This is a genomic window from Gordonia sp. LUNF6, assembly GCF_047041125.1.
Lineage (GTDB): Bacteria > Actinomycetota > Actinomycetes > Mycobacteriales > Mycobacteriaceae > Gordonia > Gordonia sihwensis.
The window spans coordinates 534,597-559,131 of sequence record NZ_CP178181.1 but is presented as its reverse complement, the minus strand read 5'-3'; the positions used below and the strand labels follow the sequence as shown (position 1 = coordinate 559,131).

The window sequence follows — 24,535 nt, the reverse complement described above, 5'->3', positions numbered from 1 at the left end:
ACCCCGGAGGCGGGCGCCATTTCATTCAGCGCCTGCGGCTCACACCCCGGCGAACGCCCGGACAGTCCGCTCCGCCACAGCCGCGACGTACGCGGCATCGGCGACGTCGTCAGTCATCAGGATCCGGAAGTAGAGCGGACTCGCGGCGGTCTCCAGAAACTCCCGCACATCGGTAGTCGACGGGAGTTCCCCTCGAGCGACAGCGCGCTCGACGATGACACCGCTGCGCAGGAACCGCTCATCCCAGAAGGCGGCGCGAGCGCGGCGTACGTCGTCCTCTGCCACGTCCACCATCACCGCCGCCTCCACGACCGCGCGAATCGCGCGGTCCCCCAGCGCCTCGACGATGCCCGACAGGAGCAGTTCGAGGTCGCCTCGCAACGAGCCGGTGTCGGGCGTCGCGACGTTCGTGCGAGCGAACCGAGTCAGGATGTCGCCGATGAGTGCCGCTTTCGTCGACCATCGGCGGTAGACGGTCGTCTTGTTGACACCAGCGCGATCCGCCACGTCGGTGAGTTGCAGTCCCGCGTACCCGACTTCCGCGAGGATCTCGAGCGTCGCCTGGTGAACCGCTGCGACCACCCGGGCGGAACGACCGCCCGGACGTCGACGTTCGGATACCGCATCGCCGGTCATCTCCGCTCAGTCCCTTTCATCGCCGCACTCGTCGAACCCAGACAAACGCAACTATAGTTGCTTTAGACTCCAGTGGCGACCGACGGACGGAGCTTTCGAGTGAACGAGAACGATGTGACGATCACAGCCGTGATCGATGGCCGCAGAGTCGGCCGCGACGAAGTGCTCGCCTGGGAGGCGCGCCGGATCCCGCGAGCCTCAAGGAAACTCGGCATGAAGGCTCCCTCGGGTCCGGTCGAAGATATGCGGCGCGCGTTCTGCGATGGCAAGTTCGAGCTGGGGGTCGATGAGATCCGGCGCCGCCTGGCCCGCGACATCCGACTGTCGGATGCGGTCGCACGCGTCACCGGCGGGCTGTCGGGAGGTCGCAGAGCCACCAGCGTCTGTGATCTGTATGTAGAGGGCGGGGACGCTCAGGGGTTCGTGGACTGGTTCTCGGATGCGGGCCGCGACGATTATGCGTGGAGCATGGTCGTCGCGAGTCCGGACCACTTCATCATCGACAGCACGGCGGACGGCAGGCAGGAGGTGATCGAGACGACCGGTGGCAGTCCCTTCGCAACCCGGTTCTTCGTCGACTACGACGACACCTCCCGGCTGACCACCGCGCGGGATCCGGCGTTCGCACTCGAACTCGCCGGAGTCGCTCGGACCGGCGCGGATACGGCAGTCGGCGGCGTACGTCATCAGCTTCGCGACGACAGGTACGGCTTTCACCTCCGCGCGTGCGTGGAGTTCCCGAAACTCATGGCACCGCAGATGGTTAAAGAACACCGCTGGCATCTCGCGTGCGAGTTCAGCAATTGGATCGAAGGAGCCTTCTCCGCCTGACCGGTTGGACGGGCTCGAGTGAGTGCCGCGGTGGCGGTTCGCGGATCAGCGGATGTCACGCGGTTTCGACTCGCTTCGCTCGCTCAACCAGCCTGGGGGAAAGACCGCTCAACCAGCCTGGGAAGAGCCACTGGACCAGCCTGGGATGGACCCGCTCAACCAGCCTGGGACCAGCCTGCCGAGGGCTTCAACCAGACCGGAGCCGCTCGGAGAGCGGCGCGAGGCTCAGCCCGCGGGCGTCGACTGCGGTGCCGGAGAGCTCGGGGCGCTCGGAATGGGCACGGCGTTCGACGGCGGCGTCTCGCCACCGGACTGCACGTTCTTCTGCAGACTGTCGTCGGTGAGGATGTCGATCTCGTTGATCTTCCAGTCGTCGCCCTGCTTCTCCATGCCGAAGATCAGGCGGCTCTTGTCGACCTGAACGTCTTCGGCATTGTTCCGGGTCGACGACTGGTTGATGAACAGCAGCACCTTCGCGGTGTCGCGGGTGTTCTCCATGACGCCGGAGTCCTGAACCGTCACGACGGTCGAGACCCCCTCCTGCTTGACGCCCTCGGCCACCTTCGACTCGACGATGTGCTTCTGATAGTCCTTCTGGGCCCCGCCCGTGAGCCGGCCCATCGTGGTGTTGATGTGCGCGTCGACGGTCTTCGAGTTCCACGAGAACATGTCCACGACGTACGTCTGCGCAGCCGACAGCGCGGAGTCACGCGCCCGCTCCTGCGCGGCCGCGTTCGCGTAGACGATGCCCAGCGCGATCGTCACGCCGACGACGATCACCACGATCAATCCCAGTACCGGCAGCAGCCAGCGCTGCACTCGACTCATCACGCCACCCAATCGAAGTACGTCATCTTCAGCTCACCATTGATGCGTGTCATGTCCACGCGGGCGCGGAAGGTCGTCGACTCGCTGCTCTTCGGGTCGTTCTTCGGGTGGCCCTCCCAGCCGTACACGATGAGCACCGAGCCCTCGTCCTCGTCGGCCTTCGACACCGCGTCGGCGAGAATCGTCGTCTTGGTGACCAGGTCGCCCTTGCGGACCATGTCCGCGACCTGCTTCATGTTCTCCTGGAACATCTGCTTCGCGCGGCCACTGGTCTTGTCGATCGCGTTCTTGTACATCTGGTCGGCGTTCTGCGGGTCGAGCGTGGTCATCGACACCACCATCTGCTGGGCGAAGGTGGAGTATTCGGCCCGCCACTGCCGCTGCTGCTCGATCTGGTGGTACTGGTAGCCGAACACGCCCGACAGCACCGCGCCGATCACCAGGACGAGCGACGTGAGCACCACCGCGACGATCATCAGCTTCGAGCCGTCGCCGGCCTTCTGCCGCGTGGACTTGCGCACCACACCGCGGCTGCGCCGACGCTCACGGTATCCGGCGCTGCGCTCCACCTCTTCGGGGTCGGGCTCCGGTTCCGGTTCGGCGGCCGGGGCCTCGTCGACCGGCTCGGCCGGCTGCTCGGTCTCGGTCTCCACGGCCGGTTCGGCCTCGGACTTCTTCGGCTTCTTGCGTCGTCGGCTCAGCGGACTGGAGCGGCGGACAACGTCGTCTTCGGGCGAGTTCAGGACTCCACCGTCTTCGTGATCAGGTCGTACCATTTCTGCTTCTTGCCCTGCGCCTGCTGATTCTCAGCGGTCACATAGGTCTTTCCGTCGGGTCCGATGAATTGTCCCGTCTGCGGATCGTAGGTGGTCGCGTAGACCGCCGGCGACGGATCGTAGTCGCTCGGGGTTCCCGGCACCACGCGCCCGGCCGGCTGCTTCGGCAGGTCGGTGCCCGGCAGGCCGTTCGGGAAGGCGACGTTGTCGCGCTTGGAGGGAACGAAACCGGTCTTGCACTCCTCGGGTGTCGGAGCACGGCGGCCCGGATACTCGACGCACGGGAAGTTTCGTGCGCCTCGGACCGCGGCCTGAGCGTCTTGCGGAAGCCGGCAGAGCAGGCCCGGCGGCAGGTCGCGGGCATCCTGCTCTGACGGGAAACGCCATTGGTCGGTCGGCATGAACCCGACAGTACAGGTCGGCGGATCCTGGAAGCCGAGCGTGAAGTTCACGTTGGGACCGTGCCGGTTGGAGCCGGAGTTGATCGCGGTGATCAGCGCGGAGAGCACGCGCGGATACAACACGATCGTCTGCCGCAGATTCGGCAGATACACCGCCTGCGTGTGCGCGGCCACCGACAGATTCGAGATCGCCAGCGGGAACGAGTCACTCATGTCCTCGAACAGTTTCTGCGCCTGCGACGCCACACCGGGACCCTTGGCGAGGATGTCGGTGATGTCGGGGCGGCTGGCGCGGAGCTGATCGGTCACCTTCGTCAGATCCTTGGTCCACGAGCGGATCTGGTCGGCGGTGCGGTTCTGGGTCGCCAGTATCGGCCCGGCCTGATCGACCAGATCGATGGTGGCGTCCACGTTCTTGTTCAACGCGCCGACGAAGAGCACCATCGAGTCCATCAATCGCTGAAGATCCTCACCGGTGCCGTTGAACGCGGTGAAAGCCTCGTCCATCACCGAGCGGAGCTTGGTGTCGCTGACCTGGTTGAGCAGCGCGTCGGCTTGGTCGAGCATCGAGGAGATCTCCACCGGGACATCGCTGCTCGTGACCGTCGCACCATTGCCCAGGTTGTCGCTCGACGGGTTCTTGGGCGGCTCGAAGTTCACGAACTGCTCGCCGACCGCCGAGACGCTGCGGACCGAGGCCGCGGAGTTCGCAGGGATGTCGGTGCCGGAGTCGATCGTCAGCGTCGCCGAGACGCCCGTCGGCGTCAGACGGACGCCGGTGACCTTGCCGACGTCCACCCCGCGGTAGCTGACGTTGGCGTTCTCGTAGAGGCCACCGGTCGACGGCAGTTCCAGCGTCATCGTGTAGGTGCCGATCCCGAACATCTGCGGGAGCCGGATGTAGAACACCGCCATCGCGACCATCGAGATGACCGTGACGATGCTGAAGATGATCAGCTGCACACGGACGAAATGCGTGATCTTCATCAGTTGCCGCCCTGGATCTTCGGAAGCAGGTCGAGCGGCGAGGGATTCGCCGAATTCTGCTGCTTACGCTCTGTCGGCCCCTTCTTCAAGGGCGCCGAGTACGGATTCGCACCCTGCTTGGCCCCACCCGCCGGCTTGCCGACGACGGTCTCCGGCCCGGCCGCGGTCACCGAGGCGACCATCGTCTTGCCCAGTCGGTTCCAGGTCAGGTCGAGCACGAGATCGGAGTTGACGTAGTCGCCCTTCACGATCGTCGGAATCAGATCCTCGACGAACGGGAAGGTCAGCAGGATCCGCAGTGAGTTGGTGAGCGCCGGACCCGTCATCGACAGCTGATCGAGCAACTCGCGCACATTCGGCACGATCGTCTTGATGTCGTCGCTGTTCTCGCGGAGCACCTCGTTGGCGGTGGCCGAGAGCTTGCCGACCCCGTCCATCGCGCTGGTCAGATTCTTGCGCTGATCCACGAGCAGTTGCAGAATCCTCGGGCCGCTCTCCAGCGCACGCTGGACGGTCGGCGTCTGGCGGTTGATCGTCTCCGCCAGCCGATCGAGGCCGGACATGGCGTCGATGATGTTGTCCGTCTGCGTGTTCAAGTCGGAGACCAGGGTGTTCAGCCGCGGGATGAGGCTCTTGAGCGTCCCCTCGTTACCTCCGACGATCTGGTCCAATTCGTGGACCACGTCGCCCATCTGCGACAGTCCGCCGCCGTTGAGGACCACCGACAGCGAGCTCAGCACCTGTTCGGTGGTCGGATACATGCACGGATCGACCGTCTGCGCCGAGGTGATGTCGGGGATCTTCTTGGGATCGGTCTGGGCCAGGTTCTGCTGCTCCGGGCAGTTCGGCAGCGCCAACGAGCCGCCTTCACGGAGATACTGCCCGCTCGGGTGGTCGGGCGGAACGATCGCGATGTGCGACGAGCCGAGCACGCTGGTCATCCCGATCATCGCGTGCGAACCGACCGGCACCTTGACGTCCCCGTTCAGTCGGAGCGTCACCTTCGCGGTCCAGTCGTCGATCGTGATGTCGCCGACGCTGCCGACGGTCGCGTCGTTCATCATCACCGGCGCGTTGCGCACCAGGCCCGCGGCCGACGGGATGCGAGCGGTGATCCGGTAGGCGTCCGAACCCGTTCCCGCGGCACCGACGGCCGACACCGTGGAGATGGTGCCGCTGCTGCAGCCCGCCATGACGGGGACGACGATGAGGCCCGCACACGCCACGGCGGCGACCAATTTCTTCGACCTCATCAGCCCTCACCTCCGAACGGCACCAGCAGCTTCCCCAGCGGATCGGGATTGGCGTTGCGGCTGGCCGCATCGCGCTCACGCACGCCGGCCTGGGCGCGCTGCTTCACGCTCTCGTTCTGGTAGGTGATCTGGTCCGGATTCGCCGTACGCCCGATCACCGGGTTCGCCATGAAGGGCGGGTAGTTGACCACGACGTCCTTCATCACCGGACCGATGATGTCGACGCACTGCTCGATGTCCTTCTCGGTGTCGCCGGGGCGAGCGGTGGACGCCATCGATCCGCACAGCAGCGTGATCAGGTTGTTGCCCATGCCGAGACCGAAGACGCCGTCGAGCGACCCGGTCAGCGGGTTGTAGATGTTGAAGAAGTTGGCGAGCTGGTTGGGTGCGGAGTGCAGCAGGCCGCGCAGTTGCTCGTCCTTGCGCTTGAGCGTGCCGGTCAGCTGCGCCAACTTGCTCATTGTGGAGGTGACGACGCCGCTGTTGGTCCCGAGGAAGCCTTCGAGCTCACCGACCGCCTCGTTCAGATTCGTCATCGCATCGCCGAGATCGTCGCTGCTGCCTTCGAGCACGCTGCTGACGCTGGCCATCCGCCCGTTGAACTGCACCAACTGCTCGTGGCTCGTCGAGAGTGCGTCGGTCAGCTTCTGCAGGCTCTTGATGGTGGCGAAGACATCGTCGCGGTTGTCCGACAGCGTGCCCATGACCGTCGACATCTGCTTGATCGAGTCGGCGATCGCCTGGCCGTTGCCCGACAGGTTCTTATCCATCACGTTGATGGCGTCGGCGGCGGTGCCCGGCTCGGCGCCGTGCGGGCCGACGGCCTTGGTGAGCTCGTCGAGTTGCTTCTTGACGTCGTCCCACTCCATCGGCACGGCCGTCCGCTCCATCGGGATCGAGTCGCCGTCCTGCAGCTTCGCGCCCTTGTCGTACACCGGAGTCAGCTGGATGAACCGGCCGGACACGAGCGACTGCGCGACGATCACGGCACGCGCATCGGCCGGGATCGGGGTGTCGTCGTCGATGCGCATCGTGACCTTGACATCGCCGCGACGGGTCTCGATGGACGAGACCTTGCCGATATTGACGCCGATCACGCGCACCGGGTCGCCGCTGTAGAGGCCGCTCACCGACGGGAAATAGGCGGTGATGGTCCGCGTGGTCGCCTTCTGGACGCCGAGAAACACCCCGACGGCCAGCAGCACCAGTACGACGACTCCGGCGATGATCGCCCACACTCGTTTCGAGATGCCCACGTCAGCCTCCCGTTCCGTGACGCTGGCTGGGGTTCAGGTCATTGTTGTTCTGCGGTTGCTGCGGGATGGGCGTCGGGTACTGACGCTTGGGCGAGGGACGTCCCACGTCCGGGGCGCCCGCATCCGGCCCCTGGTTCCAGTTCTTCGGGAACAGCGGGTTACCCGAGTACTGGTAGAAGTACTTCGCCGCCTCGGGGTACTTGCGCTGCAGGACCTTCAGGAACGTGCCGAAGTAGTCGCCCCACGTCGGCAGTCCGACGAGCGAGGAGAAGTACGGTCCCGAGCTGACCGCCTCACCGAGGATGTTGGCGTACGGACCGAGGTTGTCGATCGCCTTGCCGAAGTTCTCCTCGTTGTCGTTGAGGATGTCGAGCACGCCGTTGAACTTGTCGAGCACCGGCTTCAGCTGAGCGTTGTTGTCTTCGACGAACCCGGTGATCTCGGCGGTGACGTCCTTGGTCCCCTTGATCACCTGACGCAGCGCTTCGCGGCGGATGTTGAGCTCGCCGAGCAGTGCATTGGCGTCGATCAACATGTCGCGGATCTGGTTGCTGCGCTGACCGACGATCTGGGTCACCCCGCGGGCCTGCCGCAGCAGGTCGCTGAGCGCGTTGTCGCGATCCGCGATCGCCTTCGACAGCCGGCTCACCCCCTCGACGGCCCCGCTGACATTGGCCGGTGTCTTCGAGAACGTCTCGGTGAGGGTTTCCAGCGCCTTGTTGAGCTGATCGGTGTCGGTGGTCGCCAGGGTGGAGGTCGCATCCTCCAGAGCGTCCGACAGCGAGTACGGCGACACGGTCGAGTCCACCGGGATCGACCCGCCGGGCTTGATCCGGCCGGTGCCGATCGGTGTGATCGTCAGATTGCGCCGTCCCAGGACGGTCTCGGTCTTGATCGCCGCGCGGGTGCGATCGCCCATGACGACCGTGTCGTTGAGCCGGAACCTGATCTTGGCCTTGAGTCCCTGATCGGTCTCGGCCAGGCTGATGCCCTCGACGGTGCCGACGTTGACGCCGGCCACCAGCACCACGTCCCCGGTGACCAGACCACCCGCGTCGTCGAAGTAGACGTCGTAGGTGCTGATCTGCGAGAGATACGGCAGCCGGTCCATCTGCATGGCCATGATCACGACCATCGCGGTGATGAGTGCGCCGATGATTCCGACCTGATACTTGGGCCGCCCCGCACGGTGGAAGGGCTTGGTCTCGGCCTGTGTGACGTCGACGTCCGGATCCTGCGACTCTGCGGGCTCGGGATTCACGTTCTCACTCAACTCGCGCACCTCCCGCCCGCTCTGGTCTGATCGCCCATCGCGTCGATCGCCGTGAAGTAGTACTGGGTGTTGCCCGGACCGGGCAGCAGCAGCCGGATACGGCAGAAGTAGATCTGCAGCCAGGCCCCGTAACTGCCGAGGTTGGAGAGCATCTTGAAGTCGCCGGGCAGGCGACCGAGCAGATTGCGGATGAAGGGCTCGGCCTTGAGCGCCTGCTCGCTGGTCCGCCCGAGCGCCGACACCGTCTCCTTGAGATCCGGGCGGGTGGCGTTCATCAGGCTCGCCAATCCGGTGGTGGCCTGGCTCGCCTGGCTGATCGCCTCGCCGTACACACCGCGGTCCTGGGCGAGTCCGGAGATCAGCTTCTGCATCCGGTCCACGCTCTGGTCCAGGCCCTTGTGGTCGGCCTCGAGCGTGGAGAGCGTCTTGTTGAGGTTGTCGATGACGCTGCCGATCAGCTGGTCGCGGTCGGCGATCTTGTTCGTGAACTCCGAGGTGCTGGCCAGCAGCGTGTTCAGTCCCGCGCCCTGCCCCTGGAAGATCGCGATCAGCGAGGAGGTCAGCTGATTGACCTCATCGGGGTCCAGCGTCCGGAACAGCGGCTTGAATCCGCCGAGCAGGTTGTCGAGGTCCAGAGCGGGCTCGGTCTGCTTCAGCGGGATCTGATCGCCCGCCGACAGCGTCTGGCTCATGTCGCCGGTGCCCGGCTGCAGCTCCAGATAGCGGTCGCCGGTCAGATTCTGGTACCGGATCCGGGCCTGCACCGACTTCGGCAGCCGGTAGTTGTCGTTGACCGTGAACGTGACCTCGGCCTGGTTGTCGCGATTCAGTTCCACCGAACTCACGGCTCCGACGTCGACGCCCGCGATCTTGACGACGCTGCCGGACTTCATGGCGGAGGCGCTGGCGAAGACGGCGCTGTACTTGTCACTGCTTCCGCCCTGGTAACGGCTGAACACCAGCACCAGGCCGACGAGCACCAGGATCATGGCGAGGGCGAAGGCGCCGAGCTTGATGACGGTCGCACGGAATGCGCGTGCGCGACTATCCACGGGGGGTACCTCCGAACAGCAACTGGAAGAGCTTGCGCGACTCCACCTTCGGGGTGGTGCGCGGCTGATACGGCTGCGGCGCGTTGTCGATGACGTAGAACGGGATGTGTTCCTTGGACTGCACATCGGTCAGTCCGGCCTGGCAGGTCGGCGGGCCGTCGCCGTGGACCTCGGGCAGGTCCTGCGGGTAGCGGTACGGGTCCTGACCGGGGATCAGTCCGGCGTCGAGCAGCAGCATGCCGTTGCGCCCGCCGAGCAGCGGCGTGGCGATGTCGGTGGCGTCCGACGCCGCGGTGATGAAGCACCGCAGTCCCGGCGCCTGCCTGCCGAGCAGCCGGCTGACCGGGTTGAGATCGGTCAGAGTGGAGATGAGGTTCTTCTTCGACGCCGTCAGCACGCCGTTGACGGTGTTGGTCATGCCGGTGACGTTGATGAGCAGCGCGTCGAGGTTCGCCGCGTTGTCGACCAGGGTGTTCCCGACGACGGTCGCGTTGTCGAGCACGCGCATCAGATCGGGCATCGCGTCGGCGTAGACGTTGGTGGCGCCTGCACCCTCGCGGAGCAGCCGGTTGAGCTCGGGCAGGTGCGGGTTGGTCTTGCCGAGCACGTCCGTGAGCTGGACCAGCGCGTCGCCGATCTGCTTGCCGCGTCCCGAGAGGGCCTCGTCGACGGCGCCGATGGTGACGTTGAGCTTGTCCGGCTGCAGCTCGGCGAGCACGTTGACCAGCTGCTGGTACACCGTGTTCAGCTCCACGACCACGTGGTCGGCGGTGATGACCGAGCCCGCCCGCAACTGTCCCTCCGGTCCGGACTCCGGCACCACGAGGTTCACGGCCTTGGCCCCGAAGATCGTGTTCGACTTGATGTCGGCCTTGACGTTGGCCGGAACCATGCCGATCTGGTCGGAGGCCATGTCGAGCTTGAGTTCGGCTCGGTCACCGAGGGTGGTCACCGATGCGACGCGCCCGACCTCCACCCCGCGGAGCTTGACCTTCGCGTCGGGATTCATCACCAGTCCCGCGCGCGGCGCGAAGAGGGTGACCGTCTCGGTGCTGGCGAACCATCCGAGGAACTGCCCGGACGCCAGCGCGACGATGCCGGCGAGCACGCCGACCATGACGACGGCTGCGAGCTTCCGGGTGCGGTCGCTGTAGCCTCTGCTGTTCTTCTTCGCCATCCGTTCAGCCCGCCAGATTGAACTTGCCGTCGGCGCCGTAGATCGCGAGCGACGTCAGAAGGGTGATGACCACGACCACGACCAGCGAGGCGCGGACCGCGTTGCCGACCGCCACACCGACGCCGACCGGACCGCCGGACGCGTTGAATCCGTAATAGGTGTGGATGAGCATGACCGCGACGGCCATGCAGATCGCCTGTACGAACGACCACAGGATGTCCGACGGGATCAGGAACGTGGAGAAGTAGTGGTCGTACACGCCGGAGGACTGGCCGTAGAGCACCACGGTCGCGAACCGGCTGGCCAGGAACGACGCCAGCGCCGCGAGGGAGTACAGCGGAATGATCGCGACCAGTCCCGCGACGATGCGCGTGCTCACCAGGTAGGGCACGGACGCGATCGCCATCACTTCCAGGGCGTCGATCTCCTCGGACACTCGCATCGCGCCGAGCTGAGCGGTGGCCCCCGCGCCGATCGTCGCCGCCAGTGCGATGCCGGCGATCACCGGGACGGCGATTCGCACGTTGATGAACGCGGAGAAGAAGCCGGTGAGGGCCTCGACGCCGATGTTCGCGAGCGAGTTGTACCCCTGGACGGCGATCGTGCCGCCGGTGAACAGGGTCAGGAAGCCGACCACGACCACCGTGCCGCCGATCATCGCGAGCGCACCGGTACCCATGGAGATCTCCGCGATGAGGCGGAGCGTCTCCTTCTTGTAGAGCCGGACGGCACGCGGAATCGAGGCGATCGCGTCCCAGTAGAAGAGGGCCTGATCACCGATCTTGTTCCAGTCCTCGCCGGCGCGCTTGAGCGCGACACGGGCAGTGAGCAGACGGGTAGTACCTGGCAGAACCATCAATTATCCCATCGTCGCCTTGAGACCGACCGCGGTGACGACCACGTTCACGACGAACAGCGCCATGAACGAGTAGACGACGGTCTCATTGACGGCGTCACCGACGCCCTTCGCTCCGCCCTTGACGTTGAGGCCGCGGTAGCAGCCCACCAGTCCGGCGAACAGGCCGAAGAGCGCGGCCTTGATCATGGAGATCACCAGTTCCCCGAGACCGGTGAGCAGCGTGAGGTTGGCGATGAAGGCGCCGGGATTCACGTCCTGCAGATATACGGAGAAGATGAAGCCGCCCGCGATGCCGATGGTGCACACCAGGCTGTTGAGCAGCAGCGCCACCCCGGTCGAGGCGATGATGCGCGGCACCACCAGCCGGTGGACGGGGTTGATGCCGAGCACCTCGAGCGCGTCGATCTCCTCACGGATCGTGCGCGCACCGAGGTCGGCGCAGATCGCGGTGGCGCCGGCACCGGCGACGATGAGCACCGTGACGATCGGGCCGATCTGGGTGATCGTTCCGAGCGCGGCACCGGCGCCGGAGAGGTCCTGCGCACCGATCTCCCGGAGCAGGATGTTGAGCGTGAAGCTCACCAGCACCGTGAACGGGATCGCGACCAGCAGGGTGGGCACGAGTGAGACGCGGGCGATGGCCCACGACTGCTCGACGGTCTCACGCCACTGAAAAGGACGTCGAAAAAGCTCACGGGCGGATTCCACACCCAGGGAGACGAACTCTCCCACGCCGTTCATCGGGGCAGCGAGTCTGCTCGTCAAGGCCCCTCCTCCCGCTCCGATGCTGGCAACCTATCACGTACGAAAATTGTGCTCTGCGTTACAAGCCGAGCCGACACACTCTAAAGAGAGGTGTGCTAGTCCATCAAATCCGAGGCCGAGAATGTGCCGACCTTCTCCGGCTCGGCGAAGTACGCCGAGACGACGTCGCCGAGCGCCTCGGGCGACCACTGGTCGCCGTCCGCGGCGAAGACCTCTTGCACTTTGGGAGCGGCCATCAGACTGACCTTGGGGCCGTAGACCACGAAGACCTGTCCGGAGACATTCTGCGCCGAGGGACCGGCGAGGTAGCGGACCAGGGTCACCACATGCTCGGGCGACAGCGGGTCGACGGCGTCCTCGGGGGCTGCACCGAAGACGTCCGCGGTCATCGCCGTGCGCGCACGGGGACAGATCGCATTGGCGGTGGCGCCGTAGCGGGCCAGTGCGCGGCTCGCGGAGACCGTCAGCATCGAGATGCCGGCCTTCGCCGCGGAGTAGTTCGCCTGGCCGGCGCCACCGAGTAGCGCCGCTTCCGACGATGTGTTGATCAGGCGGCCGTACACGGGCGCACCGGAGGCCTTGGACTCGGCGCGCCAGTGTGCGGCGGCGTTCCGGTTGAGCAGGAAGTGACCCCGCAGGTGGACGCGCTGCACCAGATCCCACTGCTCATCGGTCATGTTGAAGAGCATGGCGTCGCGGGTGATGCCCGCGTTGTTCATGACGACGTGCAGACCGCCGAGGTCCTGCGTCGCGACACGCATGATCTCGGCCGCGGTGGCCGAGTCGGCGATGTCGCCTGCCACCGGAACCGCCTTGCCGCCCACACCGGCGATCTCGTCGAAGACGTCGCTGGAGTCGAGCGCCGACTGAAGGTCGTTCACGATGACGGTGGCCCCGTCGCGCGCGAGACCGATCGCCTCCGCACGCCCCAGACCCGCACCCGCACCGGTGACGACTGCTACCCGACCGTCCAACGACTGACTCACTTCTATCCCTTCGACGCGAAAACTAGAACTTGTTCTAACACAGATCCCTTCGAGCATCCACTCGCTCGGGAAATGAGTGTTGTCAGTCGTCGACGATGGACAGTGCCGAGCGGGGGCAGCTGGCGACCACCTGACGCATCTCCTCGCGCCGGGTCTCGGCCACGTCGTCCTGCAGAATCACCAGGTAGTCGTTGTCGTCGAGCTCGAAGACGTCGGGTGCCATACCGACGCAGACAGCGTTCGACTCGCACAGATCGAAGTCGCATTTGATGTGCATCTATTCCTCCTCCGCTTGCAGCCCGAACAGTTGACGGGCTCGCGTCCTACACGTTAGAACGTGTTTCAATACTAGGGAAGCAGTATTGCGCCCCGATTGGGAAACAGCAACGGCGGGAGAGCCATGCGGATCGCCTACACGCAGGAACAAGAGCAGCTCAGGAGCGAACTTCGCGCCTACTTCGACGCCTTGATGACGCCGGAGCGCCGAGCCGCACTCACCGGCGGTGACGGAGAACTCGGAGAAGGCGATGCCTACCGGGACGTCGTCCGCCAGATGGGGCGGGACGGCTGGCTCGCGCTGGGCTGGCCCACCGAGTACGGCGGAGCCGACCGCTCGATGATGGATCAGCTGATCTTCACCGACGAGGCGGCAATCGCGGGCGCCCCCGTCCCGTTCTTGACGATCAATTCGGTGGCGCCGACGATCATGCACTTCGGCACCGACGAACAGAAGAAGTTCTTTCTGCCGAAGATCGCGGCCGGCGACCTGCACTTCTCGATCGGCTACTCCGAGCCCGGTGCGGGCACCGACCTGGCAGCGCTGCGCACCACCGCGGTCCGGGACGGCGACGAGTACGTCATCAACGGGCAGAAGATGTGGACCTCGCTGATCCCCTACGCCGATTACGTCTGGCTGGCCTGCCGCACCGATCCGGAGGCGAGCAAGCACAAGGGGATCTCGATGGTGATCGTGCCGACCACCGCCGAGGGCTTCTCGTACACCCCGGTCCACACGATGGCGGGCGTCGACACCAGCGCCACCTATTACCAGGACGTACGCGTTCCGGTCACGAATCGCGTCGGCGAAGAGGGCGGCGGATGGAGCCTGGTGACCAACCAGCTCAACCATGAGCGGGTGGCGCTGTGCAGTGCCGCCCCCATCCAGACCGCACTGCGGGAGACGCTGGCGTTCGCCACCGCGGAGACCGACGGTCGGCGGCCGGCCGATCAAGCCTGGGTCCGGGCCAACCTCGCACGTGTCCACGCCAAGGTCGAGTTCCTCAAGCTCGTGAACTGGAAGATCGCGTCGATCGCCGCCTCGGGCGGCTCGCCGTCGCCCGCCGACGCCTCGGCGACGAAGGTGTTCGGCACCGAGTTCGCCACCGAGGCCTACCGGTTGCTGATGGAGGTGGTCGGACCCGCCGCCACACTGCGGCAGGGCAGTCCGGGAGCACATCTGCTCGGCCGGCTGGAGCGCTTCGCGCGCACCTCCCTGATCCTCACCTTCGGCGGCGGCACCAACGAGATCCAGCGCGACATCATCGGCATGCTCGCATTGAAGCTCCCGCCGGCCCGCCGCTGAACCGCCGCCGTACTCAAAGGACGAACCCATGGACTTCAACCCCACCGAAGCTGCGACCGACCTCGCCAAGCTGACGTCCGACATCGTCGACCGGCTCAGCCCCGCCGAGCGGGTCGCCGAACTCGAGAGCGATCGCGCGCCGATCGACCGGCGGCTCTGGACCGAGATCGCCGCGGCCGGCCTCCTCGGCCTGGCCGCACCCGAGGCCGTCGACGGCGCCGGTCTCACCACGTTGGAGACCACCGCGGTGGCCACCGAACTGGGCCGCGGCCTGGCCCGAGTGCCGTTCGGTCCGCACGCGGTGGCCGGCGTTCCGCTGCTCTGCGCGCACGCGAGCGACCGGCTCCGATCCGAACTGCTGCCGCGGGCCGTCTCCGGCGAGCAGGTGCTGACCGCCGCGGTCGAGGAGGACGGCGCCTACGGACCCGTCGACGGGCTCACCGCATTCGACGGCTCGGCTCTCACCGGTTCCAAAGTCAACGTCCCCTACGCGGCGGCCGCGGACACCCTCCTCGTCACCGCCGCGAGCGCGGGCGGGCCGCTGATCGCCGTCGTACCCGCGGACCGGTCCGGCGTGCGCATCACCGAGACCGTCACGACCGGTCTCACCCCGACCTATCTCGTCGAGTTCGACGCGGTGGAGGTGGCGGCCGACGAGATCCTCGACGGCGGCGCCGCCACCGTCGATCGAGCACTCGACCTGCTGCGGCTGGCCGTCAGCGCGGACCAGGCCGGCGTGATCGCCGGAGCCCTCGACGCCACCGCCCGTTACGCACGCGAACGAGAGCAGTTCGGAAGGCCGATCGGTTCGTTCCAGGCCGTGGCCGCGCGCCTCGCCGACGGTTACATCGATGTCCAGGCACTCACGCTGAGCGTGCTGCAGGCCGCCTGGCTGCTGTCGGGACTCGCCGACACCGACGCCGACGGGGCCACCGCCGCGGTCGACACCGCCAAGTTCTGGGCGGCCGAAGCCGGACACCGCGTCGCCCACACCACGGTTCACGTGCACGGTGGCGTCGGTCTGGACACCAGCCACCCGGTGCACCGGTACTTCCTGCGCGCCAAGCAGAACGAATTCACGCTGGGCAGCGCCCCGGTGGTGCTCGCCGAACTCGGCGACCTGCTGACGGCGACGCGGTGATTCGGTGACCGCGCCGCCCGCCGCCGTCACCGACGCCCGCTGCCTGTCGGACCTCTACGCCTCGCTGTCGGAGGTCACCGACCGCGGGATGCATTTCGAGGGCGGGTTCACCCCGTGGCGCGATCACTTCACTGCGACCAGGAAACGTGCTGCGGCGCTGCGCGAACGACTCGATCCCGTCCGTCCTCCGCACGTCGGCGTGCTGCTGCCGAACGTCCCCGAGTTCAGCTTCCTGTTCGGAGCGGCCGCACTAGGCGCGTTCGTCCTCGTCGGGCTCAACAGCACGCGCCGGGGTGCGGCGCTGGCCGCGGACGTGGCCCGGGCGGACTGTCAGATCGTGATCGTCTCGGACGAGACGGCCGAGCTGATTCCGGCGGATCTCCCGGTCCCGGTGCTCAACGTCGACGGCGCCGAGTGGGCCGAGACGGTCTCCGCGGCGTCGTCCGACGGGTTCGCACCGGCGCCCGTGCGACCCGACGATCTGGTGATGCTCATCTTCACCTCCGGCACTACGGGCGACCCCAAGGCCGTGCGCTGCAGTCAGCGCAAGTTCGGTGCGCCGGGAGTGATGCTGGCGCAGCGTTTCGGACTCGGACCCGACGACGTCGCCTACCTGTCGATGCCGATGTTCCACTCCAATTCGCTGATCGCCGGATGGTCGGTGGCGGTGGCCGCCGGCGCGTCGATCGTCCTTCGCAGGAAGTTCTCGGCGACCGGGTTCTGCGAGGACGTGCGTCGGTACGGTGTCACCTACGCGAACTACGTCGGCAAGCCGCTGCGCTATGTCCTGGCCACGCCCGAGCGCGACGACGACGCCCGCAGCACCCTCCGCCTGGTGTACGGAAACGAGGCCGGGGCCGCCGATCGCACCGAGTTCGCGCGCCGGTTCGGCGCGCGCGTGGTCGACGGTTTCGGGTCCACCGAGGGCGGTGTCTCGATCACCCGCACCGCGGACACCCCGGACGATGCGCTCGGGCCGCTCACCGCCCCGAACGCCGTCGTCGACCCGGACACACTCGAACCCGTCGCCGCCGGACGGATCGGCGAGATCGTCAACACCGCCGGTGCCGGACTCTTCGACGGCTATTACGGCGATGAGGAGGCGACGGCGCAGCGCCTGCGCGGCGGCGTGTACCGCACCGGAGATCTGGGATGGGTGGATGACGACGGGTACGTGCACTTCGCCGGCCGTCTCGGCGACTGGCTGCGGGTGGACGGCGAGAATCTCGGTACCCGTCCCATCGAGCAGATCCTGCTGCGCCATCGGTTGATAGCCGACGCCACCGTGCTGGGCGTCCCCGACGACATCGGCGACGCCGTCGGTGCCGTGCTGGTGGCACCGGGACTGACGCGGGAGTCGCTGGTGGAGTTCTTGAAGGCGCAGACCGATCTCGGGCCGAAGCAGTGGCCGACCCTGGTCTGGCTCACCGATTCGCAGCCCGAGACCGCGACCTTCAAGACCGCCCGCGCCGCCCTCGCCGCGTCGCTCGGCGAGCCGACCTGGCGCCTGGCCGGCTGAGCGTCAGGGCAGCAGCGCCATCTCCCGCGCATTCCGCACCGCGACCGCGAGGCGGCGTTGCTGCTGCACGGACAAGCCGGTGACCGATCGCTTCCGGATGCGGCCGCGGTCGGTCAGGAAGCGCCTGAGCGTCTGCGTGTCCTTGTAGTCGAAGGTCAGGTTCGGACCGGCGGTACGCCGTTTCACCTCACGCATCACCAGCTCGCCTTCTGAATGCCGGGCAGCTCGCCGCGGTGCGCCATCTCACGGAATCTGATGCGCGACACTCCCGCTTTGCGGAGGTAGCCGCGCGGCCGGCCGTCGACCGCGTCACGATTGCGCAGCCGGGTGGCGCTGGCGTCGCGCGGCTGCTTCGACAACTCCGCCTGAGCCGCCCGGCGGGCCGCGGGCTCGGCGCTCGCATCGACGACGATCCGCTTCAGCTCGGCCCGCCGCTCGGCGTACCGCTCGACCACCGCGCGCCGCTGCCCGTCACGGACGATCTTCGACTTCTTCGCCATCAGCGGTCCTCCTTGAAATCCACGTGCCGCCGCACGATCGGGTCGTATTTGCGCAGGACGAGACGATCGGGGTCGTTCCTGCGGTTCTTGCGCGTCACGTACGTGTATCCGGTACCGGCCGTCGACCGGAGCTTGATCACCGGCCGCAGATCAGTGCTGCTCGCCATCAGACCCGCTCCCCTCGCCGCCGGATGCGACCGACGACCGCATCGATCCCGTCCCGATCGATCTCCTTGATCCCCTTGGCGCTGACCCGCAACGTCACCCGGCGACCCAGACTGGGCACCCAGTACGTCTTCCGGAACAGATTGGGCTGCCATTGACGCGACGTCCGACGGTGCGAGTGAGACACCGACTTCCCGAATCCGGGTACCGCCCCCGTCACCTGGCATCTCGCTGACATGAAGCCTCCTTACTGACAACGATTCGCATTAATTTCGCCGATGACGGTACAGTGAAATCCGAAATTAATGAAAACCATTACAAGTAAGGAATGAGTCGAGATGCCGCAGGAACGTTCGCACAGAACACCGTTGACCCTGGTCACCGGCCTCGATCGCACTATCTCCGCCAGAATCGCCCACACCCTGGCCACTCCCGGGACCGCGGTGGTGAGCCACGATCTGCGTGACGTCGAGCGCGGCCGCGTCACGCGAACCGTGCATCGGATCGACACCGACGGCCACGACGAGTTCAGTCTCGACGACATCGACCTGGAACACGGATGCGTGTCGTGCACACTCCGACTCGATCTCCTCCCGCTCCTGCGCACCCTGCACCGCGAGACGCAGGTGTCCCGGATCGTGGTGGTTCTCGATCCGGTGGCGGAACCGGAGAACGTCGCGCTCGAGGTCCACCAGACGGTCGTGCACGTGCCGGGGCTGCCACCCGCCCCCGCGGGCGACGACGTGTGCCTGAGCCACACCGTCTGCGGCGTCGACGCGGCACGGTGGCTCGCCGACGCCACCGGCGATCTCACGCTCGCTGAGGCGGGACTCTCGGCCGCCGAGGACGAGCGCACCCTCGCACAGGTGGCCGTCGGGCAGGTGCGATTCGCCGACACCGTGATCGTGGAGCGCGCCGACTCGGCCGCGGGTGCATGGGAGCTCGCACGACTGCACGCCGTGCTCGTCCGGTTGGCGCCGGCCGCGGGAATGCGCACGCTCAACAGCAGGCAGCCGCTCGACGCCGCACTGATGGCGCGGGCGCTCGCCTCCGGCACGGCGGAGTCACCTCACGGACGCCCGCGCCGCCCGTTCGATCCCCTGCTGTCGGGACGACCGGACCTCACCGCCGACTGCGGCGTGGAGCTGATGACGATCGAAGCGACGCGCCCGTTCCACCCTGAGCGGCTGCACGTGGCGCTCGACGCCTTGCTCGACGGCGTCGTGACCGCGCAGGGTCGGCTGTGGATCGCGGCGAATCCGAACGACGTGCTGTGGCTCGACTCGGCCGGCGGCGCCCTGGGCATCCGCCGCGTCGGCACCTGGCTGGCCACCGATCCCGCGGCCGCCGCGGATCCGCAGCAGTCCGCGACGGCGGCGTTCTACTGGGACGACGTGCACGGTGATCGCCACACCAGCATCGTCGTCCTGTGCCATCGGGCCGCGCCCGACGAGATCCGCGCCGCCTTCGACGCGGCGCTCGTCACCGATGACGAACTGGCCGCTGGGCCGCGGGCCCTGGCGAACCTGCCGTCCCCGTTCGGCACCGACCATCGCGACCCGTGCGACGACCTCGAGACCACCGACCGGTCCGCCACCGTGGACCAGACCGAAGGAGAGAACCGATGAAGCCCGGAATCCACCCCGAGTACCGCCACGTCGTATTCCGCGACGCGACCACCGGCACGAGTTTCCTCACCCGATCGACGGCCGCCTCGGACGCGACCGTCGAGTGGGAGGACGGCGAGGTCTACCCGCTGATCACCGTCGATGTGACGAGCGATTCCCATCCGTTCTGGACCGGCACCCAGCGTCTGGTGGACGCCGAGGGCCGCGTCGAACGGTTCAAGCGGCGGTACGGGCTGTAGAGCCGACCCGGACGCTCAGTCCAGGGTGGCGTTCATCCTCGCGACCGCTTCGCGGTACTCCGAGACCAGTCCGTCGATCAGTTTCTCCACCGGGGTGATCTCGTTGCAGCGCCCGACGATCTGTCCGGCCGGCATCGCCACCACCTTCGGGTCGTCGGATGCCGAGATCCGCGCGTGCGCCTCGCCCACCAGGAGATTCTGCAGCGGCATCGGCAGCGGTTCCGGGGCGCCGGGAGCGTCCCACGCGTCGGTCCACGCCGTCTTGAGCAGGCGCGCCGGCTTGCCCGAGTAGATCCGACGCCGGACGGTGTCGCGCGAGGTCGCGGCCAGCAGTGCCTGCTGAACGGTCGACGGTTCGCCCGGCTTGTGCGCGCCGAGGTTGTACTCGGCGGCGGTGAGCCAATAGGTGCCCATCCACACGCCCTGCGCACCGAGCGCGATGGCGGCGGCGATCTGCCTGCCGCTGCCCACACCGCCCGCGGCGAGCACCGGAGCCTCACCGGCGGCGTCGACCAACTCCGGCCAGAGGACCATCGACGTGACCTCGCCGGTGTGCCCGCCGCCCTCATAGCCCTGCGCGATGACGATGTCGACGCCGGCGTCGAGGTGGTGCAGCGCATGCTCCCGCGCTCCCGCGAGCGCCGCGACCGCCACACCGTTGTCGTGCGCGATGCCGATGACGTCCTCGGGAGGCGAGCCGAGCGCATTGGCGATCAGCTTGATCTGCCCGTACTTGCGCGTGTGCTCCATCGCGATGTCGACATGCGAGCGTGCGACCGAGTGCAGCCAGCCGAGCACGCCGGTGTTCACCCGATCGCCGCCGTCCGGCAGCTGCGGCACTCCGAGATCGTCGAGCGTCCGCTCGACGAACGCACGGTGCTCGGGCGGGATCATCGCGTCGAGGTCCATCTTGGATCCCTCGGTGGGGATCTTGGCGGGCATCACGACGTCGACGCCGAAGGGCTTCCCGTCGGTGTTCTCGTGCATCCATTCCAGGACCGCGTCGAGTTCATCCGGCTCGTTGAACCGCACGCATCCCAGGACGCCGAGGCCGCCCGCGCGGCTGATCGCGGCGGCCACCTCCTCGCTGGGGGTGAAGCCGAAGATCGGGTATTCGATCCCGAACCGCTCGCACAATGGGGTTTTCATCGATGTCCTTGTCGTAGAAGAGATTGTGTAAAGGAGATGGTCGTAGAGGCGATGGTCGTAGAAGGGATGGGAGTCACGGGTTCAGAGAGCGTGGTCGGCTTCGCGGGAGCCGGTCACCTCGCGCGCCCACCGATAGTCGGGTTTGCCCGCGGGTGAGCGCTTCACCTCGTCGACGAACCAGACGCTCCGCGGGCACTTGTACCCCGCGAGTTCGGCGCGGACGGCCTCGTTGAGGGTCACCAGGTCCGGCCGGACCCCGTCGCGGGTCTGCAGCACGGCCGCGACCCGCTGACCGAAGCGATCGTCCGCCACGCCCACCACGACTGCGTCGAAGACGTCCGGATGACCCTTGAGCGCGGCCTCGACCTCCTCGGGGAAGACCTTCTCGCCGCCGGTGTTGATCGACATCGACCCGCGGCCGAGCATCGTGATCGTGCCGTCGGCCTCGATGGTCGCGAAGTCGCCCGGCATGGAGTAGCGGACACCGTCGTAGACGACGAAGGTCTCGGCCGATTTGACCGGATCGTTGTGGTAGCGCAGCGGAATGTGACCCGACCGCGCCAGGCGCCCCACCTCCCCGCTGCCCGGCTCCAGACGGCGACCGTCCTCGGCGAGGACGTGAGCGCTCGGGTCGGCCTTCACCGTCGGCGCACCTACCCGGCTCTGACCCTTCACCGCCACTCCCATGCCGCCGAAGCCGGTCTCCGACGATCCGATCGCGTCGACGATGACCGCGTTCGGCAGACACTCCAGGTAGCGGTCCTTGATCGACGCCGAGAACAGGGCCGCCGACGAGGCCACCGACACCACCGTCGAGGTGTCGTAGCCACCCTTCTCGAGTTCTTCGATCATCGGCCGGCCCATCGCGTCACCAGTGATGAACACGACGTTCACACCGTGCCGTTGCACCGCCTTCCACACCTCGGCGGCGTCGAAATCCGGGTAGACCACCGCCTTCCCGCCGGCGAACAGGGACTGGAACACCGCCCACTGGCTGCCGCCGTGGATGAACGGCGGAATCGGGAAGCGCACCAGCTGGCCGCCCTGCGATCCGGTCCGCGCGTGCTCCCATTCGTCCTCGACAGGCCGTCCGGTGTACCAGTCGATCCCGCCCCCGAGCACCCGCCACACGTCCTCCTGACGCCAGACGACGCCCTTCGGCTTTCCCGTCGTGCCGCCCGTGTAGAGCAGGTAGAGATCGTCGTCCGACCGCTCCTCGAAATCGCGTTCCGACGACGACTCGGCGATCGCCGCCTCGTATCCGACGACCGAGACGCCGGCCGCGTCCGAACACTCGGCAGGCGCGTCGGATCCGTCTTCGACGACGATGCGCGCGGTGATGTCGGTGGTCGCATTCGATAACACGTTGCAGACCTTCGCGGCGTACTGGCGCTCATGGATCAGCACCGTCATCTGCGAATCGGTGAAGATGTGCTTCAGCTCGTTCTCCACGTAGCGGTAGTTGACGTTCACCATCACTGCCCGCGCCTTGAAGATCGCGATCATCGACTCGACTGCTTCGATGGTGTTTCTGCTGTACAGGCCCACCGCGTCGCCGGGTGCCACGCCGAGCGACCGCAGCCGGTGCGCTAGCGCGTTGGCCCGGCGATCGAGCTCGGCGTAGGTCAGCGAGCGGTCGCCCGATTCCAGCGCCACGCGGTCGGGCATGAGGTCCACAGCGTGCTCGAAGAGGTCCGCGACAGTGAAGGCCATGCGTCAAAACTAGAACGTGTTACTGTTCGCGGCAAGGAAAACGTCGGGCCAGGAGGAAACATGTCCCCAGAAAGCGCTGCCGCCACCACCGCCGCCGCACCGGAGTGCCTCGTCGAGAAGCGCGGCCACGTGCTGATCGTGACGATGAACCGACCCGAGGCGCGCAACGCACTGTCGGGTCCGATGATGCGGATCATGGAGCAGGCGTGGGACCAGGTGGACGACGATCCGGACATCCGGGTCGCGATCCTGACCGGAGCGGGCGGCTACTTCTGCGCGGGCGCCGACCTCAAGGCCATGAACCAGTCGGCACCTGGCGACTCCTTCGCGAAAGGCGGATGGGACCTCACGCGGCTCCCCGCACTGCTCAAGGGACGCCGGCTGTCGAAGCCGTTGATCGCCGCGGTCGAGGGCCCGGCGATCGCCGGCGGAACCGAGATCCTCCAGGGCACCGACATCCGCGTCGCCGCCGAGAGCGCGAAGTTCGGCGTCTCCGAAGCCAAGTGGGGCCTGTTCCCGCTCGGCGGCAGCGCCGTCCGGCTGGTCCGCCAGATCCCCTACACCGTGGCGGCCGACATCCTCCTGACCGGCCGTCACATCACCGCCGCCGAGGCCAAGGAGTACGGACTCGTGGGCCACGTGGTTCCGGACGGCACGGCGCTGGACAAGGCTCTCGAGATCGCCGACCAGATCGCGGCCAACGGCCCGCTCGCAGTCCAGGCCATCCTCAAGACCATTCGCGACAGCGAGGGCCTGCACGAGGAGGAGGCCTTCAAGATCGACGCCGAACTCGGCGCCAAGGTCTTCGCGTCCAAGGACGCCAAGATCGGCCCGCGCGCCTTCGCCAACCGCGAGAAGCCGGTGTTCACCGGCGAGTAGGAGCGGCTGCGTTGCCCATCGGTCCGTCCCGGCCTACGGTCGTTGCCATGCCGAAAGCGAGCCGCACCGCCGTCCTGGTCTGCCAGGCGCGCGCCGTCGCGGACGGGCGCATCGCGATCGGACGGTTCAGCGATCCCATCGCCATCGACCTGCTCGACGACGACGAGCGCAGAGAGGTCGAGACGGCACGCGGGCCGGCCCCGAGACACTGGCGTGACCGTCCGGCCTATGAACTGCTGACGGCGACCGTGGAGATCCTGGCGGCGCGCACCGTCGCGATCGACGACGCCGTGCGCCAGCGGCGGCACAGCCAACTCGTCGTCCTCGGAGCGGGCCTGGACGCCCGGGCCTGGCGGATGCGAAAGCTGCCGCAGACCACCGTCTTCGAGGTGGACCGCCCCGCATCGCAGGCCGACAAGCGCAGGCGCGTCCGGAATCTGGAGCCGGTCACCGAGGAACTCACCTTCGTCCCGGTCGAGTTCGGCACCGACAGTCTCACCGGCGCCCTGGAATCAGCCGGCCATCGCTCCGAACTCCCCACCACGTGGATCTGGGAGGGCGTGCTGCCGTATCTCACGACGGACCAGGTCCGTGCCACCCTCGCGGACGTCGCCGAATGCTCGGCTCCGGGATCTCAGCTGATAGCGACCTATCCGCAACGCCACACGGTGAGCCGTCCGGCGCACTATGCGCTCAAGACGGTCTTCGCGATCGCCGGGCGGCCCGATCCGATGGGCGAGGAACGCCATGTCTCGGCCTGGAGACCGGCGGCGATGCGCGACCTGCTGGAGGATTTCGGGTTCACCGTCGTCTCCGATCGCGATCTGAAATCGATCGCCGACGACGTCGGCGTCCGGACTCGGCACCCGCGCAGACTGGCGAACGGCCACGTCGTGGTGGCCGAGGTCTCGTTCCCGTCCGACCGCGAGACCTGACGCCC

27 protein-coding genes are annotated in these 24,535 nt (G+C 67.1%); 8 read left to right on the top strand and 19 right to left on the bottom strand.

Annotated elements, in window-relative coordinates; genetic code table 11:
- Positions 1 to 39: 39 nt before the first annotated feature.
- The gene (locus tag ACK8HH_RS02590) at positions 40 to 636 is read right to left on the bottom strand and encodes a TetR/AcrR family transcriptional regulator (RefSeq protein ID WP_278126039.1); all 597 of its coding nucleotides are present in this window, start codon (positions 634 to 636) and stop codon (positions 40 to 42) included.
- A gap of 114 nt (positions 637 to 750) precedes the next feature.
- Here ACK8HH_RS02590 and ACK8HH_RS02585 point away from each other — a divergent pair, with 114 nt between their 5' ends.
- The gene (locus ACK8HH_RS02585; RefSeq protein WP_039866630.1) at positions 751 to 1,467 is read left to right on the top strand and encodes a hypothetical protein; all 717 of its coding nucleotides are present in this window, start codon (positions 751 to 753) and stop codon (positions 1,465 to 1,467) included.
- A gap of 225 nt (positions 1,468 to 1,692) precedes the next feature.
- Here ACK8HH_RS02585 and ACK8HH_RS02580 read toward each other — a convergent pair whose 3' ends face one another.
- The 12 genes from ACK8HH_RS02580 to ACK8HH_RS02525 form a co-directional block, all read right to left on the bottom strand.
- Entirely contained in the window at positions 1,693 to 2,295 is a 603-nt protein-coding gene (locus tag ACK8HH_RS02580) for a hypothetical protein (protein ID WP_006894251.1), read from the bottom strand.
- Entirely contained in the window at positions 2,295 to 3,071 is a 777-nt protein-coding gene (locus ACK8HH_RS02575; protein WP_006894249.1) for a hypothetical protein, read from the bottom strand. Before ACK8HH_RS02575 ends, ACK8HH_RS02580 begins: the two co-directional genes overlap by 1 nt.
- A complete protein-coding gene (locus ACK8HH_RS02570) occupies positions 3,035 to 4,459 on the bottom strand; it encodes an MCE family protein (protein ID WP_006894248.1) in 1,425 nt (474 codons plus the stop codon). Before ACK8HH_RS02570 ends, ACK8HH_RS02575 begins: the two co-directional genes overlap by 37 nt.
- Positions 4,459 to 5,712 carry an MCE family protein gene (locus tag ACK8HH_RS02565; protein WP_062366274.1) on the bottom strand — a complete coding sequence of 418 codons (1,254 nt, stop codon included), beginning with the start codon at positions 5,710 to 5,712 and terminating at the stop codon, positions 4,459 to 4,461. Before ACK8HH_RS02565 ends, ACK8HH_RS02570 begins: the two co-directional genes overlap by 1 nt.
- Positions 5,712 to 6,968 (bottom strand): MCE family protein, encoded by a 1,257-nt coding sequence (locus ACK8HH_RS02560; protein WP_006894246.1) that lies wholly within the window; start codon positions 6,966 to 6,968, stop codon positions 5,712 to 5,714. Before ACK8HH_RS02560 ends, ACK8HH_RS02565 begins: the two co-directional genes overlap by 1 nt.
- Before the next feature lies 1 nt (position 6,969).
- A complete protein-coding gene (locus ACK8HH_RS02555; protein WP_006894245.1) occupies positions 6,970 to 8,241 on the bottom strand; it encodes an MCE family protein in 1,272 nt (423 codons plus the stop codon).
- On the bottom strand, positions 8,238 to 9,293 hold the full coding sequence (locus ACK8HH_RS02550; RefSeq protein WP_006894244.1) for an MCE family protein: 1,056 nt from the start codon (positions 9,291 to 9,293) through the stop codon (positions 8,238 to 8,240). Before ACK8HH_RS02550 ends, ACK8HH_RS02555 begins: the two co-directional genes overlap by 4 nt.
- Positions 9,286 to 10,470 carry an MCE family protein gene (locus tag ACK8HH_RS02545; RefSeq protein WP_412475518.1) on the bottom strand — a complete coding sequence of 395 codons (1,185 nt, stop codon included), beginning with the start codon at positions 10,468 to 10,470 and terminating at the stop codon, positions 9,286 to 9,288. The genes ACK8HH_RS02550 and ACK8HH_RS02545 overlap by 8 nt, the downstream gene beginning before the upstream one ends.
- Before the next feature lie 4 nt (positions 10,471 to 10,474).
- Positions 10,475 to 11,326, bottom strand: a complete 852-nt coding sequence (locus tag ACK8HH_RS02540) for an MlaE family ABC transporter permease (RefSeq protein WP_006894242.1) — start codon at positions 11,324 to 11,326, stop codon at positions 10,475 to 10,477.
- Between the two features lie 3 nt (positions 11,327 to 11,329).
- Complete coding sequence (locus tag ACK8HH_RS02535) at positions 11,330 to 12,094, bottom strand: MlaE family ABC transporter permease (protein ID WP_006894241.1); 765 nt, start codon at positions 12,092 to 12,094, stop codon at positions 11,330 to 11,332.
- Between the two features lie 95 nt (positions 12,095 to 12,189).
- Positions 12,190 to 13,080 carry a 3-oxoacyl-ACP reductase gene (locus ACK8HH_RS02530; protein ID WP_006894240.1) on the bottom strand — a complete coding sequence of 297 codons (891 nt, stop codon included), beginning with the start codon at positions 13,078 to 13,080 and terminating at the stop codon, positions 12,190 to 12,192.
- Positions 13,081 to 13,162: 82 nt separating this feature from the next.
- Positions 13,163 to 13,357, bottom strand: a complete 195-nt coding sequence (locus ACK8HH_RS02525) for a ferredoxin (protein WP_006894238.1) — start codon at positions 13,355 to 13,357, stop codon at positions 13,163 to 13,165.
- Positions 13,358 to 13,480: 123 nt separating this feature from the next.
- Between ACK8HH_RS02525 and ACK8HH_RS02520 the strand changes: the two genes are divergently transcribed.
- The 3 genes from ACK8HH_RS02520 to ACK8HH_RS02510 are packed head-to-tail and all read left to right on the top strand — an operon-like array spanning position 13,481 to position 17,322.
- Positions 13,481 to 14,662, top strand: a complete 1,182-nt coding sequence (locus ACK8HH_RS02520; protein WP_006894237.1) for an acyl-CoA dehydrogenase family protein — start codon at positions 13,481 to 13,483, stop codon at positions 14,660 to 14,662.
- A 28-nt stretch (positions 14,663 to 14,690) separates the two neighbouring features.
- Positions 14,691 to 15,803: an acyl-CoA dehydrogenase family protein gene (locus ACK8HH_RS02515; RefSeq protein WP_412475517.1), complete on the top strand. Its 1,113-nt coding sequence runs from the start codon at positions 14,691 to 14,693 to the stop codon at positions 15,801 to 15,803.
- Positions 15,804 to 15,807: 4 nt separating this feature from the next.
- A complete protein-coding gene (locus ACK8HH_RS02510) occupies positions 15,808 to 17,322 on the top strand; it encodes an AMP-binding protein (RefSeq protein ID WP_062366268.1) in 1,515 nt (504 codons plus the stop codon).
- 3 nt (positions 17,323 to 17,325) lie between these two features.
- Here the strand turns inward: ACK8HH_RS02510 and rpsR are convergent, their stop codons facing one another.
- The 4 genes from rpsR to rpmB are packed head-to-tail and all read right to left on the bottom strand — an operon-like array spanning position 17,326 to position 18,225.
- Complete coding sequence (rpsR, locus tag ACK8HH_RS02505) at positions 17,326 to 17,517, bottom strand: 30S ribosomal protein S18 (RefSeq protein WP_062366267.1); 192 nt, start codon at positions 17,515 to 17,517, stop codon at positions 17,326 to 17,328.
- Positions 17,517 to 17,822 (bottom strand): 30S ribosomal protein S14, encoded by a 306-nt coding sequence (gene rpsN, locus ACK8HH_RS02500; RefSeq protein ID WP_062366260.1) that lies wholly within the window; start codon positions 17,820 to 17,822, stop codon positions 17,517 to 17,519. Before rpsN ends, rpsR begins: the two co-directional genes overlap by 1 nt.
- Positions 17,822 to 17,989, bottom strand: a complete 168-nt coding sequence (gene rpmG, locus ACK8HH_RS02495; protein ID WP_006894231.1) for a 50S ribosomal protein L33 — start codon at positions 17,987 to 17,989, stop codon at positions 17,822 to 17,824. Before rpmG ends, rpsN begins: the two co-directional genes overlap by 1 nt.
- On the bottom strand, positions 17,989 to 18,225 hold the full coding sequence (gene rpmB / locus ACK8HH_RS02490) for a 50S ribosomal protein L28 (RefSeq protein ID WP_062366258.1): 237 nt from the start codon (positions 18,223 to 18,225) through the stop codon (positions 17,989 to 17,991). The genes rpmG and rpmB overlap by 1 nt, the downstream gene beginning before the upstream one ends.
- A gap of 100 nt (positions 18,226 to 18,325) precedes the next feature.
- Here rpmB and mrf point away from each other — a divergent pair, with 100 nt between their 5' ends.
- Both mrf and ACK8HH_RS02480 read left to right on the top strand, forming a co-directional pair.
- Entirely contained in the window at positions 18,326 to 19,615 is a 1,290-nt protein-coding gene (mrf, locus tag ACK8HH_RS02485) for a ribosome hibernation factor-recruiting GTPase MRF (RefSeq protein ID WP_375002992.1), read from the top strand.
- Positions 19,612 to 19,854 (top strand): type B 50S ribosomal protein L31, encoded by a 243-nt coding sequence (locus tag ACK8HH_RS02480; RefSeq protein WP_062366254.1) that lies wholly within the window; start codon positions 19,612 to 19,614, stop codon positions 19,852 to 19,854. Before mrf ends, ACK8HH_RS02480 begins: the two co-directional genes overlap by 4 nt.
- A gap of 15 nt (positions 19,855 to 19,869) precedes the next feature.
- Here the strand turns inward: ACK8HH_RS02480 and ACK8HH_RS02475 are convergent, their stop codons facing one another.
- On the bottom strand, positions 19,870 to 21,003 hold the full coding sequence (locus tag ACK8HH_RS02475) for an NAD(P)H-dependent flavin oxidoreductase (RefSeq protein WP_006894226.1): 1,134 nt from the start codon (positions 21,001 to 21,003) through the stop codon (positions 19,870 to 19,872).
- A gap of 81 nt (positions 21,004 to 21,084) precedes the next feature.
- Positions 21,085 to 22,716, bottom strand: coding sequence for an acyl-CoA synthetase (locus ACK8HH_RS02470; RefSeq protein WP_412475516.1), 1,632 nt, complete (start codon positions 22,714 to 22,716; stop codon positions 21,085 to 21,087).
- Between the two features lie 60 nt (positions 22,717 to 22,776).
- On the opposite strand from ACK8HH_RS02470, the gene ACK8HH_RS02465 reads away from it, so the two are divergent.
- On the top strand, positions 22,777 to 23,595 hold the full coding sequence (locus ACK8HH_RS02465) for a crotonase/enoyl-CoA hydratase family protein (protein ID WP_006894224.1): 819 nt from the start codon (positions 22,777 to 22,779) through the stop codon (positions 23,593 to 23,595).
- 47 nt (positions 23,596 to 23,642) lie between these two features.
- Positions 23,643 to 24,530: a class I SAM-dependent methyltransferase gene (locus tag ACK8HH_RS02460; RefSeq protein ID WP_412475515.1), complete on the top strand. Its 888-nt coding sequence runs from the start codon at positions 23,643 to 23,645 to the stop codon at positions 24,528 to 24,530.
- Positions 24,531 to 24,535 lie beyond the last annotated feature (5 nt).